Origin of the sequence: Comamonas sp. wu1-DMT, from assembly GCF_040187805.1 — a bacterium.
GTDB lineage: Bacteria > Pseudomonadota > Gammaproteobacteria > Burkholderiales > Burkholderiaceae_C > Comamonas > Comamonas thiooxydans.
Window position 1 is genome coordinate 470,750 of record NZ_JBANEM010000001.1, and the last position, 16,796, is coordinate 487,545.

Sequence of the window (16,796 nt, forward strand, 5' to 3'; positions counted from 1 at the left end):
ATTTGCTTGAATCGCCCCTGTGCCTCGGCGCTGCTGGCCGCATCACTGCTGCTGGCCGCTTGCGACAAAGCACCCGAGCCGCAGGCGGTTGCGGCGCCGACGCGCCAGCATCAACCGGCGCTGGAGTTGCCGGTGTGCGGGCAGACCGTGCGCTATGACAAGGTTCCCCAGCGCGCCGTCACCCACGACGTCAACATCACCGAGAGCTTTCTCTATCTGGGTCTGGGCCGGCGCCTGGTCGGCTACTCGGGCATTCCCTCCAGCAAGGAGATCAGCCCCCAGCTCAAGCCCTGGCTGCAGCGCCTGCCCGATCTTTCATCCCAGGGCATGAACCTGGAGGTATTGCTGGGCGCCGAAGCCGACTTTGTCTTTGGCGGCTGGAGCTATGGCTTTCGCCAAGGTGCCGTGACCCCGGAGCGCCTGGCCAGCCACGGCATCGCCTCCTATGTGCTGTCCGAGTCCTGCATCCGCGTGCAAAAGCGCGAGCGCATCGCGCTGGACGATGCATTGCTGGACATGGAGAACATCAGCCGCATCTTTGGCGTCCTCCAGCAGACCCAGCCACGCATCGACAAACTGCGGGCCTCCCAGGCCCAGCTGCGCCAGCAGATGCAAGGCAATCGCGCACTGCCGCGCGTCTTTGTCTACGACAGCGGCCAGGAGATTCCCGTCACCGTCGGCCACTTCGGCATGCCGCAAGCCATGCTGGACGAAGCCGGTGCCAGCAATATCTTTGCAGACCTGAGCCAGAACTGGCAGCGCGGCAACTGGGAAGACGTGATAGAGCGCGACCCCGAGTGGATCGTGATCATTGACTATGGCCAGCCCGACGCCCAGGGCAAGATCGAGTTCTTGCTGCAAAAAAAGGAGCTTGAAGCGGTTTCCGCCGTTCGCAATCGCCGGTTCTTCGTGATGAGCTATGCCGAGGCCACGCCCGGCCCGCGCAATATCGAAGCCGCGCAGCGCCTGGCCGCCGCCTTGCACCCCGAGCGCAAGATCAGCGTTCAGCCCGTCGAATTCGCGGCCGGAGAACTGCCGTGAACAAGCATCCCCCCACCACCCAACCTGCCGACCTCAAACAAGCCGCAGCGCCTTCGCTGGCCATCATCCTGCTCAGCCGGGGTGGCGCCTATACCGCAGGCCTGACGGAGCTCGGGGACCTGGCCACACGACTTGAGACGGCCATGACTGCTGCGGGCAGGCCTGTGCAGCAGGTGAGCACCGCCTATGTGGACCGAGCCCAGCCCACACTGAACGAGGCGCTGGACCTGTGTTCCGCCGCCCGGACCATTCTGATCCTGCCCGTGATGGTGCCAGACGAGGCGTCGCTGCGCCGCTGGCTGCACAAGCTCATCATGCGCTGGCGTGCAGAACGTGATTCCTCACAGCCCTCTCCGCGTCTGGTGTTTGGTCAACCGCTGCTGCAGCTGCCCGGCCTGACCGAGCTGCTGGCCCGGTCCGTGGAAGAGGCACTGCGCCAGCCCGATGTGCCCGAGGTGCTGGGCGACGATCCATGGGAGCACGACCCCAAGGGCTGGTCGCTGGTGCCCGAGCATCGCCATCATGTGCTGTGGTGCGTTGGCCCGCGCTGCGCAGCCAAGGGAGCGCTGCAGCTATGGCCCACGCTGACACGAACGATACGCGAAACCCCGGGACTGAAAAGCCAGCTGCAGCCGCTGCAGACCGGCTGCCAGTACCCCTGCAACCATGGCCCGCTGATGATCGTCTACCCCGACGGCGTCTGGTACGGTCCCATGGATGCCGACAACATGGTGACCACCCTCAAGGGCCATGTGCTGCATGACCGCGTCAACGCGGAGCGCCATGTCCACGGACCAGTCACCTTGAAGCGCCCCTGATTTCTCTTGCTTTCCTCTACCGGAGATAGATCCATGCAAACCACCAAGATCCCCGCCACCATCGTCACCGGCTTTCTCGGCAGCGGCAAGACCACGCTGATGCGCCATATCCTCGAGCAGGCCAAGGGTCTGCGCGTAGCGGTCATCGTCAACGAGTTCGGCGAACTGGGCATTGACGGCGAAATCCTCAAGACCTGTGCCATAGGCTGCAAGGAAGAAGGTGGTGCCGACGGCCAGATCTACGAGCTGGCCAACGGCTGCATGTGCTGCACCGTGCAGGAAGAGTTCTTCCCCGTCATGAAGGCCCTGGCCGAGCGCCGCGCCGACATCGATGTACTGCTGATCGAAACCAGCGGCCTGGCCTTGCCCAAGCCCCTGGTCCAGGCCTTCCAGTGGCCCGATATTGCCAATGTCTTCACCGTCGATTCCGTGGTCACCGTGGTCGACACGCCCGCTGCGGCTGCCGGCCAGTTTGCCCATAACCCGCATGCCGTCGATGAACAGCGTCAGGCCGACCCTAATCTGGACCACGACGCCAGCCTGCACGAGCTGTTCGAGGATCAGCTCTCGGCCGCCGACCTGGTGGTGCTGTCCAAGGCCGATCTGGTCACGGCCGAACAACTCGGCCAGGTGCGTGCCCTGGTGGCCGAAGAGGTGCCAGCCAGTGTGAAGATGATCGAAGCCGTGCAGGGCCAGGTGCCCCTGAACGTGCTGCTGGGCCAGCATTGCGCCGCCGAGCTGTCGATCGACGACAAGCACAGCCACCACGACCATGACGAAGACCATGACCACGATGCCTTCGACTCCCTGCACCTGGACCTGGGTGCCGTGGACCGTGATCGCCTGATGCTGGCCCTGCAGTCCATCGTGGAGCAGCATGGCGTGCTGCGCGTCAAGGGCTTTGCCGCGCTGCCGGGCAAGAAGATGCGTCTGCTGGTACAGGGCGTGGGCCGCCGCTTCGATGCCTATTTCGACCGTGCCTGGGCCGACGGCGAAGCTGCGGCCACGCGTCTGGTGTTCATCGGCAAGCAGCTGGACGCCGCCGTGCTGCGCCAGGCCTTGCTGGGCGCCCAGGCATAAAATCCAAGCAAATCGGCCTCTATCGCTTTACTGGCAAGCGGATAAAGCTATCTTTTTGAATCATGCACCTGCTCAGCTCCCGCCCTGGCGGCTTTGTCGAAGACGACAGCATCATCACCCGTCTGGACCAGACGCCTGCAGACATGGTGGTGCTCAGTTCCGCAGACACCACGCTGTCGCTGCTGGCCGATGCCTACCGGATGTGGCTGCAGGCCGAGCCCCGGGCCGCGAGTTCCACGCCCACGCTGCGCCTGGCCAACCTGCTGCATCTGCGCCAGAGCGCCTCGCTCGATCTGTATATCGACGAGGTGCTACAGCATGCCAGGCTGGTCATCGTTGATCATCTGGGAGCCGAGTCCACCTGGCCCTACGGCATCGAGCAGCTGCAAAAGCTGGCGCGCCGCAAGGGCCAGAAGCTGGCCATGTTCTCTGGCGACAACCAGGAAGATCCGGAGCTGCTGGCCAAGGGCACGCTGGAGCCCGAGCAAAGCCGTGCTCTATGGCAATACCTGCGCGCCGGCGGCCTGGGCAATGCACGCGAGTTCCTGCACATGGCGGCAGCCTGGGGCCTGAACCAGGGCCGCGAGGGAGCGCCCGTGCGGGTGCTGCCCCCCGTGGCCGTGCATGTGCCTCAAGCCTGGCTGGCTGACGATGCAGGGCATCTTCCGGGCCTGGACGACCTGCAGGCACGCTGGACGCCCGGCGCCCCCGTGGCCATGCTGGTCTTCTACCGCTCGCATCTGCTGGCGGCCAATACCGAGGCCTTCGACCTCATGGCCGACGCCCTGCTCGCACGCGGCCTGAACCCGCTGCCGCTGGCCCTGGAGTCGCTCAAGGACGGGCTGTGCCTGCAGACGCTGCGCTCCCTGTGCATCACCCACCAGGTGCAGATCATTCTCAACACCACGGCGTTTGCCGCACTGGGAGAACATGCGCGCACTGGTGAAGCGGCCGATGCGCTGGCGGGCGACATCCCTGTGCTGCAGGTGATTGCCAGCGGCAGCAACCGCGAGGACTGGCTGGCCGACAGCCAGGGCCTGCGCCCGCGCGACATTGCCATGCAGGTGGTGTTGCCCGAGATGGACGGTCGCATCATGACGCGCGCCATGAGCTTCAAAGGCCTGGCCCATCGCTGCGAGCTGACGCAAACCGATGTGATCAGCTACCAGGCCGAGCCCGACCGCGTCGCCTGGATTGCCGAGCTGGCCTGGCGCTGGTGTCGGCTGCGCAGCAAGCCTGCAACGCAGAAGAAAGCCGCGCTGATACTGGCCAACTACCCAGGCAGCGAGGCACGCATGGGCAGCGGCGTGGGTCTCGATACGCCGGAATCCGTGATCGCCCTGCTGGATCAGCTGGCAAGTGACGGCTGGCAGCTGGGCGATGCTGCTGCGCGGCCCGACTCCGGTCTGGCTCTGATGGGCCTGCTGCAGCAAGGCATTGCCAATGACCCGAAAAAATGGCCTCTGCGTCCCGCGAGCCAGGGCTATTCGCTGCAGGCCTATCAACAGCGCCTGGCAAAGCTGCCCGGCGATATGGCCCAGGCCATAGCCGAGCGCTGGGGTGCGCCCGAACAGGACCCCATGCTGCGCGACGGCTGGTTCATGATTGCGGGCCTGCAGCTGGGCCATGTCTTTGTCGGCATACAGCCCGCGCGCTCGCTCGATGGGCGCAATGACTACGCGAGCTACCACGACGCCGAGCTGGTGCCTCCCCATCACTATCTGGCGTTCTACTTCTGGCTGCGCGATGTATTCGGCGTGGACGCCATGGTCCATGTGGGCAAGCATGGCAATCTGGAATGGCTGCCGGGCAAGAGCCTGGCGCTTTCGCAGCAATGCTGGCCCGATGCCATTCTCGGCCCGCTGCCGCATGTCTACCCCTTCATCGTCAACGACCCCGGCGAAGGGGCTCAGGCCAAGCGCCGCAGCCAGGCTGTCATCATCGACCATCTGATGCCGCCACTCACGCGCGCCGAAAACCACGGCCCCATGCAGGAGCTAGAGCGCCTGGTGGACGAATACTACGAAGCCCTGCTGGTCGATCTGCGCCGCTCCGGCATGCTGCGCAAGCAGATTCTGGACTGCGCCAGGCAGCAGGATCTGCTGCGCGAACTCGGCCTCGAAGCGGCGGGCGCGCAGCCCGGCGCCGACGAGCTGCTGCTGGAACGCATCGATGCCTATCTGTGCGAACTCAAGGAAACCCAGATCCGCGATGGCCTGCATATCTTCGGCAGCTCGCCACAGGGCCAACTGCGCGAATCCACCCTGCTCTCGCTGGCACGCTATCCCGGCAATGCCGGCAGCGAGCAAGGCCTGCTCAACGCGCTGACAGCCGACCTGCTGCCGGCCATGGACTGGAACCCGCTGGACATGGATGCCGCCGCGCCCTGGAACGGCCCGCGTCCGGCCGCGCTGCAGCAGCAGGATGCCGGCACCTGGCGCCATGGCGGCGACACGCGCGAGCGGCTCGAGCTGCTGGCCCTGCAGGTCATTGCCAATCCCGCGCTGGCCCGCGACTGGCCGCACACACTCCAAGTGCTGACGCGCATAGAGCAGCAGATTGCACCGTCACTGGATGCCTGCGGCCCGCAGGAGCTGCTGCAGTTCTCGCAAGCACTGCAAGGACGCTTTGTGCCGCCGGGCCCCAGCGGCTCACCCTCGCGCGGGCGCTGCGACACCTTGCCTACAGGGCGCAACTTCTACACCGTGGACACCCGTGCCATCCCCACCCAGACTGCCTGGACACTGGGGCAGCAGTCCGCGCAGCGCGTGCTGGAGCGTTATCTGCAGGAGCATGGCGAATATCCACAGGCCATAGGTCTTTCCGTCTGGGGAACAGCCACCATGCGCACCGGCGGTGACGATATCGCCCAGGCCTTTGCCCTGATCGGTGTGCGTCCCAAATGGGCGGCCGGCAGCCAGCGCGTGACCGACTTCGAAATCATTCCCGCCGTGGGCCTGCGCCGCCCGCGCGTTGACGTGACCTTGCGCATCAGTGGCTTTTTCCGTGATGCCTTTCCCAATGTGGTGCAGATGTTCAATGCCGCGGTACGTGCCGTGGCCGAGCTCGATGAGGACGCCGAGGACAACCCTATCCGCGCCCGCATGCTGCGCGACACGCAAACCGCCATGGACCAGGGCCTGAGCGCCGACGCGGCCCGCGAACAGGCGCTATGGCGCGTCTTCGGAGCGCCCACCGGCAGCTATGGTGCCAGCATGCATGAGATGCTGCGTACCGGTCAGTGGACCGATGCGGGCGACTTTGCACGCCACTATCTGCACTGGGGTGCCTATGCCTACGGCCAGCAGGCCGATGGCGTGCCGGCCCGCGCCGCGCTGGAGCAGCGTCTGCAGGCACTCGATGTGGTTCTACAGAACCAGGACAGCCGCGAGCATGACCTGCTGGACTCCAGCGAGTACTACCAGCATCAGGGCGGCATGGTGGCGGCCGTGCGGCACCTGGGCGGCAGCGACCCTGCCATCTATCATGGCGACCACGGCAATCCTCAGTCTGCCAGGATTCGCTCCCTGGCCGAGGAGATAGGCCGCGTGGTGCGCGCCCGCGTCACCAACCCCAAATGGATTGCGGGCGCCATGCGCCACGGCTACAAGGGCGGCTTCGAGATAGCGGCGACGGTGGATTATCTGTTCGGCTTCGATGCCACCACCGCGCTGGTCTCGGACCAGCATTACGCCATGGTCACCCAGGCCTATGTGGAAGACGAGAACGTGCGACAGTTTCTGCGCCAGCACAATCCACAAGCACTGGGCGATATCGTCTCGCGCCTGCTGGAAGCCATAGACCGCGGCATGTGGGAACAGCCCGGCGCGCACCGCCAGAACCTGCTGGCCCAGATGCTGGAGCACGAAGAATTCATGGAAGGACAGGTTTCCCAATGAGCCCCAACCACGATCCGGCACCCGTATTCCCACTCTCGGCGATACAGGGGCAGCCCACCCTGGTACAGGCCCTGCTGCTCGCCGCGATAGAGCCGCAGCTGGGCGGCGTGCTGATTCGAGGCCCGCGCGGCACGGCCAAGTCCACGGCGGCCCGCGCGCTGGCGGACCTGCTGACCCCTGCGCCCTTTGTCACCCTGCCGCTAGGCGCTTCCATCGAGCATGTGACCGGCAGTCTGGACCTGTCCAAGGCGCTCTCAGGCCACGAAGTGGGCTTCGCTCCGGGTCTGATTGCCAAGGCGCACGACGGCGTGCTCTATGTCGATGAAATCAATCTGCTGCCCGATGCCATCGTCGATGTGCTGCTTGACGTGGCGGCCTCCGGCATCAATCGCATAGAGCGCGACGGCATCTCGCACAGCCATGCCGCGCGCTTTGTGCTGATCGGCACCATGAACCCCGAAGAAGGCATGCTGCGGCCACAGTTGCTGGACCGACTGGGCCTTTGTGTGCAATTGGACAATGCTCAGGACCCGCAGCTGCGCAGCAGCATCGTCAAGGCAAGGCTGCGCTTTGATCAGGATCCCCAGGGCTTCGCCCGATCTCATGCAACCGGGCAGCAGGAGATTCGCCAAAGGCTGACGCTGGCCCGCAGCCGTTGCCGCAATGCCTCGGAGCTGACATGGAGCGATGCCGTCCACGAGGCCGTGGCCCTGCAGTGCATTGCCGCCCAGGTGGACGGACTGCGTGCCGACCTGGTCATGCTGCGTGCTGCACGCGCTCTGGCGGCCTGGCAAGGCAGTCAGAGCATCACGCCCGCACATGTGTCCGAAGTCGCGCCACTGGTGCTGCAGCATCGCGCCAGCCAGCCAGATCCGGGCAGCTCCAGCCAGCTGCGGCAGCCCCCTGCAGCCACGCCTTCCGCCCAGCCGCCGGCAACGCCCGCCACACCGTCAGGCGCGGGCAGCGCAGCCCGCACAGAGCCTGATACCCAGGCACCAGCATCTCATTCACCGGCTACCCGCGAGCCCGGCGCCACCAGCTCCTTGCCTCAAGAGGCAGGCCCGAGCCTCGAACAGCCGCCTGCCGGCTGGGGACAGGCTCAAGCCGTGAGCAGCACCGCCTTCGATGCACAACAGGCCGATGCCATGGCACAGGCAGCCCTGGAGGCCCTGGCCGCAAAAAAAAGCCCGAGCCTCCGGTCCGCTGCGCTGAGCGCCGGCCGGGGGCAAATCGGCTCCGAAAACCATGGCCTGGCCTTGGCCAGCCATGCCGTACCCAGCGTCCACAAGATGCCAGGGGCATCGATTGACTGGACAGCCACCCTGCGGCAACGCCAGGACCAGCCACTGGTACACGCACATCTGCGCTGGCGCCAGCCCGAGGGAGCTGTACGCAGGCAACACCTGTTCCTGCTGGACTGCTCGGCCTCCATGGTGGAGAGCGGCGCATTCGCCCAGGCCAAGGGCCTGCTGCTGCAGTGGCTGCGCCGGGCCTATCTGCAGCGCGAATCCGTGGCCCTGCTCTGCTTCGGCGCAGGCCGGCTGCACTGGCTGCTGGAGCCCACGCGGGCGCCACGCTGGAATGCCGATCTGATCGAGCCGCTACGCGGCGGAGGCGGCACGCCGTTGGCCCAGGCCCTGCAGGCGGGCTGGCAGATGACTGCCAGATACTCCCGGCAATCATCCTGCCTGTGGCTGATCAGCGACTTCCGCAGCCCCGATGTGCTGCAGCTGGAGCGCTGGCCTGCTCCTGCCGTGGCACAGGTTCTGGTGGACTGTGAAACCGCTGCGGTCCAGAGCAAGCGTCTGTTTGGCGGTGCCGAGCGGTTGGTAAAGGTCTGGCCGGATACCTTGCGACTGCCGCTGAAATTTAGCTAAGAAAAGGCATCTACCGCTTAACAGGAAAGCGTTAATAGCTATCTATTTTGATAATCATCTAACAGGACATCACGCCGCCCCCTGCCCGCCCTATCGATATCCGGTCGCCGCACAGGCGGCAGGAAAGCTGCTGCCAGGCCGATGAGTTCGGCCGTGTGCACCAGGTTATCGCGTAAGATCGCGCCACCACAGGTGCCTCATAGCGTGCTTTGGCACGCGGAGGTGAAACGAGAAGCAGGTGAATGGAGTTCCCACCAATCCTGCACTGCACCCGCAACGGTAATCAGAGATATGGAGATGCATGCTCTGGCCCACGGCCATGGCCGCCACTGCGAAAGCGGGAAGGCGCATCGACATGCCACCCTCAGGTGGGCTCTGTAAGTCCGGAGACCGGCCTGGTGTGTACAAGGCGCAGCGGGGTTGCATGTGGCTTGTGATATGCCAACGCCTGCGTGCGGCTTATCACCTCTTCATTTCCCTCTGCACATTTTGTTTGTCTGGCCCGGGTATCGGCCAAACCGACCGTGGATGACCTATGTTGCATGGAATTTGCCAGTCCGATTTGTCCCAGTGGGCCGGCCGTGCCCTGGCCTCGTCGCCTGGAGCAAAGCTTGTCCAGCCCTGAGCCCATCCAGATTCGTGGCTGGTGTCCCAGCACCTGGAAACCCATGCAGGCACAGGACGGCTGGATTGTGCGCGTACGCCCTCGCTGCGCATCTCTAACCGCCGTTCAGTGGCTGGTACTGGCCGACCTCGCACGAACCCATGCCTCGGGCCAGATCGAGTTGACCCGCCTCGGCAATCTGCAATTGCGCGGCGTGCACGAATCGGCCCTGCCTGCCTTGCGCACGGCGCTCGTTGTCTCGAGACTGGCCCCAGCCGATGAACAGGCAGATCTGGCGCCTGCCGTGCATTGCACTCCGTTCTATACAAGAGGAGATCGCACCCATGCACTGGCTCTGGCGCTTTCCGTGGCAACGGCGCGTGATCTCAGTCCCCTGGCCCTGCAACAGCAGAACATGCCGGCCCTGCCCGGCAAATTCGACATGCTGGTCGACGATCCGCAGTGTCATCTCCGAAGCCTGAGCTCCGACCTTCAGCTATGGGCCTGCGCCGATGGAGGCTATGGGCTTGCCCTGGGCCAATCGGAAGACTGGTATGGCTTTGAGACTGCACCGGCTGCTGTGCAGGCAGCCATACAGATTGCCCTGTGGTTTGCCCGTGAGCGCAGCTCGCAGACGGCAGGCCGATTGCGCGGCCTTGTCAAGCCCATCGACCGTCAGGTCTGCGGACTCGCCAAGGCAAGTCATCACCTTGAGCCCCGGACTCTGGACAGGAACGCTGCCAGGTCGTTGCGGCCCGGAGCGCCCAACCCTCACGGCCTGCTGCTCGGCGCCCCGTTGGGACGCCTGGACGCATGGGCCATACAGAAGCTGGCAGCTCTCATGCCCGAACAAGCGGAGATCCGGGTCACGCCCTGGAAATCCTTGCTTCTGCCGAACAAGCACCTGGATTCACTGCCTGCCCGGCTCGATGCCAGGGACTGGATCAGCCAGTCCACGGATGTGCGCCTGCGGGTCTCGGCCTGCACCGGAGCACCCAACTGCCCTCAGGCCCATATCCCGGCCCAGCCCATGGCCTTGCAATTCGCCAGCTCACAGGCAGCGGACCGGCATCTTCATATCAGCGGCTGCGCCAAGCTCTGTGCCCTGCCTGCCGATGCGACAAGTGTGGTGTTTGCCAGCCAGGACACAACGGGCCAGATATGGCTGCACGCCAGCCCCGCCGAAGCGCAACCGTCAGCCAGGGCATCCATTCCCTATCGGCCTCTGAACTCCGATCCTCACGATATACAGCAACAACTCAATGACCTACAACTATGAAAAGTGCGGTGAAGAGATTTACCGGCAATCCTTCAGCATCATCCGCCGAGAGGCCGATCTCAAGCGCTTCAACCCCGTGGAAGAGCGGGTCGCCTGCCGCATGATTCACGCAGCCGGCATGGTGGAGCTGGCCGCACGTATCCATTTCTCCCCGACCTTTGCCGAAGCGGCGGAAGCCGCACTGCGGCGCGGAGCACCCGTGCTCTGCGATGCACGCATGGTCAGCGAGGGCATCACGCGCAAGCGCCTGTCGGCCCAGAACCCCATCATCTGCACCCTGCAGGACCCGCGTGTGCCAGCGCTGGCAGCCGACATGGGCAACACCCGCAGCGCCGCAGCACTGGAGCTGTGGCGCGAGCATCTGGACGGCGCCGTGGTCGCCATCGGCAATGCGCCGACGGCCCTGTTTCATCTGCTCCATATGCTGCAGGACCCGGGCTGTCCGCGCCCGGCGGCCATCGTCGGCTGCCCGGTCGGCTTTGTGGGAGCTGCGGAGTCCAAGGACGCTCTGCGCGAATGGGGACAGATTCCGTTTGCCATCGTGCAAGGACGCCTCGGTGGCTCCGCCATCACGGTTGCCGCCATCAACGCGCTGGCAACCACGGTGGAGTAGGAAGAGTCACCATGAATCACGGAAAAATCTTCTGCGTGGGACTGGGTCCCGGCGATCCCGACATGATGAGCGTGAAGGCCGACCGCCTGCTGAGGAACGCCCGCCATGTGGCCTACTTCCGCAAACGCGGTCACCCGGGCAAGGCGCGGCAACTGGTCAACGGCCTGCTGCATGCCGAGGTCACGGAGTACCCGATGGAGTACCCGCTGACCACGGAGATCCCGCACGACGACCCGCGCTATATCGCCCAGCTGTCCAGCTTCTATCAGGACTGGCAGTCCCGGCTGACACAGCTGACGCGCAGCGAGGATGTGATCGTGCTTTGCGAAGGCGATCCATTCTTCTACGGCTCCTTCATGCACCTCTATGTGCGTCTGCGCCAGGCGGCGCAGGTGACGGTCGAGGTGCTGCCCGGCATACCCGGCATGGTGGGCTGCTGGCATGCCACCGGCATTCCCATGACCTGGGGTGACGATGTGATGAGCGTGCTGCCCGCGACCCTGCCCGATACACCGCTGCGCGAGCATATGGCGCGCTCGGACGCGCTGGTCATCATGAAGGTGGGACGGCATCTGGGCCGCATCCGTGCGCTGCTGAGCGAGCAAGGCAAGCTGGACCGCGCCTGGCTGGTCATCAACGGCACCATGAGCGATCAGCAGGTCATGCCGCTGAGCGACGCACCCGAGCGCTGCCCTTATTTCGCCATCATCGTCGTGCACGGCCAGGGCCGCCGCCCGGCAAACGACATGTGAATGCGCTGTCATGAGCACGACCACAATGCCTCCACAACTCCTGGTGCTGGGCCTGGGCCCGGGCGATGATGCTCTGCTGACGCAGCAGGTGCGCGACAGCATCGCCAGCGCAAGCGATGCATTCGGCTACTTTCCCTATGTGGAGCGGCTGCAGGGTCTGGAACATCTGCAGCTGCACGCCAGCGACAACCGCGAGGAGCTGGAGCGTGCGCGCAATGCCTTGGATCTTGCAGCCCAGGGCCGCAAGGTGCTGATGCTCTCGTCGGGCGACCCGGGCGTGTTCGCCATGGCCAGTGCCGTGTTCGAGACGCTGGAGCAGGCCAGCCCCGAGGAGCAAGCCCGCTGGCAGGGTGTGGACGTGCAGGTGCAGCCGGGTATCACCGCCATGCTGGCAGCGGCAGCCCGCCTGGGCGCCCCCTTGGGGCATGACTTCTGCACCATCAATCTGTCCGACAACCTCAAACCCGCCAGCATCATCGAGCGCCGCATCCGTCTGGCCGCCCAGGCCGATTTCGCCATGGCGTTCTACAACCCCTGCTCCCGATCGCGCCCGCAAGGCTTTTCCCGGGCACTGCAGGTGCTGCAGCAGGAATGCGAGCCCGAGCGCCTGATCTGCTTTGCTCGCAACGTCAGCCGCCCCGATGAGACGCTGCGGGTCGTGCAGTTGCTGGACGCACGAGCCGACATGGCCGATATGCGCACGGTGGTGATTGTGGGTAACAGCCAGACCAGGCGGGTTGGCAGGCATGTCTACACCCCGCGCAGCTATGAGGCCGGCAGCAGCACTGCCTCTGCCGTGACAGACCATGCCTGAGTGCGCGCAAGGTCTTGCCAGGCGCGGTTGCTCAGCAGCGCTGGCGGCGCAGCCACTCCATGGCCTGCTGAGGGCTTTGGCACTGGGTGCGCGGCGCCAGCACCGGTCTGTCGACCATGATGACCGGAATGCCCAGCTGCCGCGCAGCCTCGATCTTGGCATAGGTATCTGCGCCACCGGCATTCTTGCTGACGATGCAATCGATGCGGTACTGCCCGAGCAGCGCCAGCTCATCGGCGAGCCGGAACGGGCCGCGCGCCACGATCAGCTCATAGCTGGATGCCGGCAAAGGCAAGGCGCCGCCCTCCTGGTCGATGACGCGCAGCACAAACTGGTGCTCGTCGTCCAGACCCGCAAACGCCGCCAGCTGCTTGCGTCCTATGGCCAGAAACACTCGCTTCAAAGACCGACTCAAGACCTGTGCGGCAGCCGCCATATCCGGCACATGCTGCCATTGGTCGCCAGGCTGCGCCTGCCAGGCTGGCCGCTCCATGGACAGCAAGGGCAGATCCAGTTGGGCGCAGGCCGCAATGGCATTGGCACTCATCTGTGCGGCGAATGGGTGGGTGGCGTCGATGACATGGGTGATGTGATGCGCACTCAGGTAATCGACCAGCCCCTGCACGCCGCCAAAACCGCCCACACGCACGGGCAAGGCCGGAGTACGACGCGTCTGGGTGGCCCCGGCATAGGAATAGATGGCTTGCACCCCGGCCTCATGCAGCAGCGTGGACAAGATATAGGCATCGAAAGTGCCGCCTAACAGGAGAACTTGGGTCATGGCCAATCCGTGGCTTTCAATTATCGGAATTCATCCGTCAGGGCTGGAAGGCCTAAGCCCTGCAGCGCGACAAGCCCTGGATGATGCCAGTGTTGTGTTCGGCAGTCCGCGTCATCTGGCGCTGGCGCAAGCAGGAGCGCGTGGCAGAGCCTGGCCGATCCCCTTCAGCGTCGAGCCCGTGCTGCAGCTGCGTGGACAGCAAGGCGTGGCCGTGCTGGTGTCCGGCGATCCGTTTCACTTCGGTGCCGGGGCATCGCTGGCCAGGCACCTGGAGTTGGGCGAGTGGCGCAATTACCCTCAACCCTCGACATTTTCCTGGGTTGCAGGCGAGCTGGGCTGGTCCCAGGAGCGCACCCACTGCCTGGGCCTGCATGCCCGCAGCCTGAGCAGCCTGACGCCTCTGCTGGCGCCTCAAGAGCGCTTTATCTGCCTGTTGCGCGATGGCCCGGCCGCTCACACTCTGGCTCAATGGCTGCTGCAGCAGGGCTGGGGCGACAGCCCTCTGTGGCTGGTGGAGCAGGCAGGCAGCGATCAGCAGGACATACGCAGCGGCACGGTGCGCGAGCTGGCCGCCCTGCTGGCAACCCAGCCGGCCAAGGCCCCTGTGACTGCGGCTTTCGAAGCGCGCGGCGATAAAGGTCTGTCCCGGGTACCAGGCAGACCCATCGGTGAGTTTGCACACGACGGGCAGATCACCAAAAGCCCGGTGCGCGCCATGACGCTGGCTGCGCTGGCTCCGCGCCAGGGCGAGTGGCTCTGGGATCTGGGTGCGGGTTCGGGCTCGGTCGCCGTCGAGTGGTGTCTGGCTGGCGGACAGGCCATCTGCGTGGAGCAGCATGCCGCGCGTACGGCCAATATTGCGCAGAATGCGCAGCGCTATGCGGCAGCGCTCGAAGTGGTTCATGACCATGCCCTGGCAGCCCTGCCCCGTCTGCAGCCAGAGCCGCAGGCCGTCTTTGTCGGCGGCGGCTTCAGCGCGGAGCTGTTCAATGCCCTGTGCATGCGTCTTTCCGGGCCTTGGCGCCTCGTGGTGAATGCCGTGGCGCTGCACACCCAGGCACTGCTGCTGGAGCTGCACCGTACGCATGGCGGCCAGCTGTATCAGTTGCAATGGAGCGAAGCTCAGAGCCTGGGCAGCATGCATTCCTGGTCCCCAGCCCGCCCCCTGGTGCAGTGGGTCTGGAGCAGCCAATGAGATATCTGTTCGCAGGCTGGGGCTTTCAAGCCGGTGCTCTGCCTCAATCATTCGAAAGCTGCTGGACCCAGGCCTGCCAGAGCCTCGAGAGCGCGGATTCAGCGCCCTGCCGCTGGACCTTTGCCCTGCTGGCCACCAGGAGCCAGACCTCAGCAGCGCGCGCCTTGCAGGATTGGGCCAGCCAGATTCCTGGCCATATCGACTGGAAGACCTGTGCCGAAAGCGCGATTGCGCATATAGCCACGCCGTCGCATTCGGCAAGATTGCAGCAGCGCTTTGCCACGGGCAGCGTTGCAGAAGCCCTGGCCCTGCATGCCGGCGCCGCCCTGGCCCATAGCCGGCTGCTGGTGCTGCGCACCGTTTCGGCAGACCGACGTGCGACGCTGGCGATTGCCGGCTTGCCTCTGCCCACACCATTTATCCCTGGAGTTTTGCCTTGACCGTTCATTTCATCGGAGCCGGCCCCGGTGCGGCCGACCTCATCACCGTTCGCGGGCGTGATCTGCTGGCCGCCTCACCTGTGTGCCTGTACGCAGGCTCGCTGGTACCCAGCGAGCTGCTGGCGCACTGCCCTGCCGGAGCCCGTCTCGTCAACACCGCCCCCATGTCGCTGGAAGACATCGTGGCCGAAATCCAGACTGCACACGAACAAGGGCTGGATGTCGCCCGCCTGCATTCCGGCGACCTGAGCATCTGGTCTGCCATGGGTGAGCAGTTGCGCGCCCTGCGCGAGCTGAACATCCCCTACACCGTCACTCCCGGCGTCCCCGCCTTCAGTGCCGCAGCCGCTGCGCTGGAGGCCGAGCTGACACTGCCCGGCTCCTGCCAATCGGTGGTGCTGACACGTACCTCGGGCCGGGCGTCGAGCATGCCCGACGGCGAAACCCTGGCCGCCTTCGCGGCGACCGGCGCCGTGCTGGCGATTCATCTGTCGGTCCATGTGGCCGAGCAGGTGCAGCAGGAACTCACCAGCCATTACGGCCCGGATTGCCCTGCAGCCATTGTCTGGCGCGCCTCATGGCCGGACGAGCAACTGCTGCGCACCCGCGTGGGAGATATCGCCAGCGCCGCCCAATCCAATCCGCTGCAGCGCAGCGCACTGATTCTGGTCGGGGCCACACTGAGCCAGCAGGATTTCGGCAACAGCCGACTCTATGCCAATGACTACGATCGCCGCTACCGGCCGCGCGGAGACGAACCGCGCTTCCCTCGCGGAACCGAGGACGCCTGATGCTGGAGCTGTTCCTGATCGGCATCGGCACGGGCAACCCCGATCACCTCACCCGGGAAGCAGAGAAAGCGATCCGCAGCGCCGACCTGGTTCTGTTGCCGCACAAGGAGGATAGCAAGGCCGAGCTGGCCCAGGTCCGCCTGTCGCTGCTGCAAAGCCTGGCCGTGGAAGAGAGCCGAATTGCTCACTTCGACATGCCGCAACGCCGTCAGCAGGGATCGGACTACGACCAGCAGGTGGACGAATGGCATGAGGCCATTGCCCGGCGCTGGCAAGCCAGTCTTCAGGACCGCCTGCCTGCCCGTTCGGGACGCGTGGCCCTGCTTGTCTGGGGCGACCCGGCCCTCTACGACAGCACGTTGCGCATTGCCTCGCGTCTGGGCCTGGCCCGCGAACAGGTATGCGTCGTGCCTGGCATCACTTCCATGCAGGTGCTGTGCAGTGCCCACGGCATTGCCCTCAATGAGATCGGCGAACCCTTTCTGATCACCACCGGTCGCCAGCTGCGCGAAAACGGCTGGCCATCCGGGGTGAACACCCTGATCGTGATGCTGGATGGTCAACGCAGCTATGAACAGTTGAAAGACACCGATGTCGACATCTACTGGGGCGCCTATCTGGGCATGCCCCAGCAATTGCTCATGCATGGCCGGCTTTGCGACATCGCGCCAGACATCACCAGCAGGCGCGCCCAGGCCCGCGCGCAAAATGGCTGGATCATGGACATCTACCTGCTGCGCAGGGTCGCGGCCCCCTGACCCAAGGTCGCCCAGGCGCATCCGTCGCCTGGCGGACACACCGGATCACCGTGC

General features: G+C 65.1%; 14 protein-coding genes, 1 pseudogene and 1 riboswitch. Of the genes and pseudogenes, 14 read left to right on the forward strand and 1 reads right to left on the reverse strand.

All coding sequences use genetic code 11. The features are described 5' to 3' along the window. Positions 1–6: 6 nt before the first annotated feature. The 10 genes and pseudogenes from V8Z78_RS02180 (at position 7) to cobJ (ending at position 12,777) form a co-directional block, all read left to right on the forward strand. Positions 7–1,041 carry an ABC transporter substrate-binding protein gene (locus tag V8Z78_RS02180; protein ID WP_255443166.1) on the forward strand — a complete coding sequence of 345 codons (1,035 nt, stop codon included), beginning with the start codon at positions 7–9 and terminating at the stop codon, positions 1,039–1,041. After that, positions 1,038–1,859: a (2Fe-2S) ferredoxin domain-containing protein gene (locus tag V8Z78_RS02185; RefSeq protein WP_046461943.1), complete on the forward strand. Its 822-nt coding sequence runs from the start codon at positions 1,038–1,040 to the stop codon at positions 1,857–1,859. Before V8Z78_RS02180 ends, V8Z78_RS02185 begins: the two co-directional genes overlap by 4 nt. A 33-nt stretch (positions 1,860–1,892) precedes the next feature. Further along, positions 1,893–2,939 (forward strand): cobalamin biosynthesis protein CobW, encoded by a 1,047-nt coding sequence (cobW, locus tag V8Z78_RS02190; protein WP_046461942.1) that lies wholly within the window; start codon positions 1,893–1,895, stop codon positions 2,937–2,939. 62 nt (positions 2,940–3,001) lie between these two features. Then, complete coding sequence (cobN, locus tag V8Z78_RS02195; protein WP_349730819.1) at positions 3,002–6,838, forward strand: cobaltochelatase subunit CobN; 3,837 nt, start codon at positions 3,002–3,004, stop codon at positions 6,836–6,838. Further along, positions 6,835–8,050: pseudogene (locus V8Z78_RS02200) on the forward strand (magnesium chelatase ATPase subunit I). The gene cobN and the pseudogene V8Z78_RS02200 overlap by 4 nt, the downstream one beginning before the upstream one ends. 44 nt (positions 8,051–8,094) lie before the next feature. Beyond that, a complete protein-coding gene (locus V8Z78_RS02205; RefSeq protein WP_314352876.1) occupies positions 8,095–8,715 on the forward strand; it encodes a vWA domain-containing protein in 621 nt (206 codons plus the stop codon). Between the two features lie 173 nt (positions 8,716–8,888). After that, positions 8,889–9,128: riboswitch (cobalamin riboswitch) on the forward strand. A 198-nt stretch (positions 9,129–9,326) separates the two neighbouring features. After that, a complete protein-coding gene (locus V8Z78_RS02210; protein ID WP_223305711.1) occupies positions 9,327–10,598 on the forward strand; it encodes a ferredoxin-like domain-containing protein in 1,272 nt (423 codons plus the stop codon). Further along, positions 10,582–11,211 carry a precorrin-8X methylmutase gene (locus V8Z78_RS02215; RefSeq protein WP_057092092.1) on the forward strand — a complete coding sequence of 210 codons (630 nt, stop codon included), beginning with the start codon at positions 10,582–10,584 and terminating at the stop codon, positions 11,209–11,211. The genes V8Z78_RS02210 and V8Z78_RS02215 overlap by 17 nt, the downstream gene beginning before the upstream one ends. A gap of 11 nt (positions 11,212–11,222) precedes the next feature. Then, the gene (gene cobI, locus V8Z78_RS02220) at positions 11,223–11,963 is read left to right on the forward strand and encodes a precorrin-2 C(20)-methyltransferase (protein WP_046461938.1); all 741 of its coding nucleotides are present in this window, start codon (positions 11,223–11,225) and stop codon (positions 11,961–11,963) included. Positions 11,964–11,988: 25 nt separating this feature from the next. Next, positions 11,989–12,777: a precorrin-3B C(17)-methyltransferase gene (cobJ, locus tag V8Z78_RS02225; RefSeq protein WP_349730968.1), complete on the forward strand. Its 789-nt coding sequence runs from the start codon at positions 11,989–11,991 to the stop codon at positions 12,775–12,777. Positions 12,778–12,808: 31 nt separating this feature from the next. On the opposite strand, the gene V8Z78_RS02230 is transcribed toward cobJ, so the two are convergent. Beyond that, the gene (locus V8Z78_RS02230) at positions 12,809–13,564 is read right to left on the reverse strand and encodes a cobalt-precorrin-6A reductase (RefSeq protein WP_314352874.1); all 756 of its coding nucleotides are present in this window, start codon (positions 13,562–13,564) and stop codon (positions 12,809–12,811) included. Between V8Z78_RS02230 and V8Z78_RS02235 the strand changes: the two genes are divergently transcribed. Genes V8Z78_RS02235 through cobF form a run of 4 tightly spaced genes read left to right on the forward strand, consistent with a single transcriptional unit; the run spans position 13,557 to position 16,742 of the window. Next, positions 13,557–14,753: a bifunctional cobalt-precorrin-7 (C(5))-methyltransferase/cobalt-precorrin-6B (C(15))-methyltransferase gene (locus tag V8Z78_RS02235; RefSeq protein WP_003062993.1), complete on the forward strand. Its 1,197-nt coding sequence runs from the start codon at positions 13,557–13,559 to the stop codon at positions 14,751–14,753. The genes V8Z78_RS02230 and V8Z78_RS02235 overlap by 8 nt on opposite strands. Then, positions 14,750–15,193, forward strand: a complete 444-nt coding sequence (locus V8Z78_RS02240) for a cobalamin biosynthesis protein (RefSeq protein ID WP_003062995.1) — start codon at positions 14,750–14,752, stop codon at positions 15,191–15,193. The genes V8Z78_RS02235 and V8Z78_RS02240 overlap by 4 nt, the downstream gene beginning before the upstream one ends. Beyond that, positions 15,190–15,984: a precorrin-4 C(11)-methyltransferase gene (cobM, locus tag V8Z78_RS02245; RefSeq protein ID WP_057092089.1), complete on the forward strand. Its 795-nt coding sequence runs from the start codon at positions 15,190–15,192 to the stop codon at positions 15,982–15,984. The genes V8Z78_RS02240 and cobM overlap by 4 nt, the downstream gene beginning before the upstream one ends. Beyond that, a complete protein-coding gene (gene cobF / locus V8Z78_RS02250) occupies positions 15,984–16,742 on the forward strand; it encodes a precorrin-6A synthase (deacetylating) (RefSeq protein ID WP_349730820.1) in 759 nt (252 codons plus the stop codon). Before cobM ends, cobF begins: the two co-directional genes overlap by 1 nt. Positions 16,743–16,796: the final 54 nt, after the last annotated feature.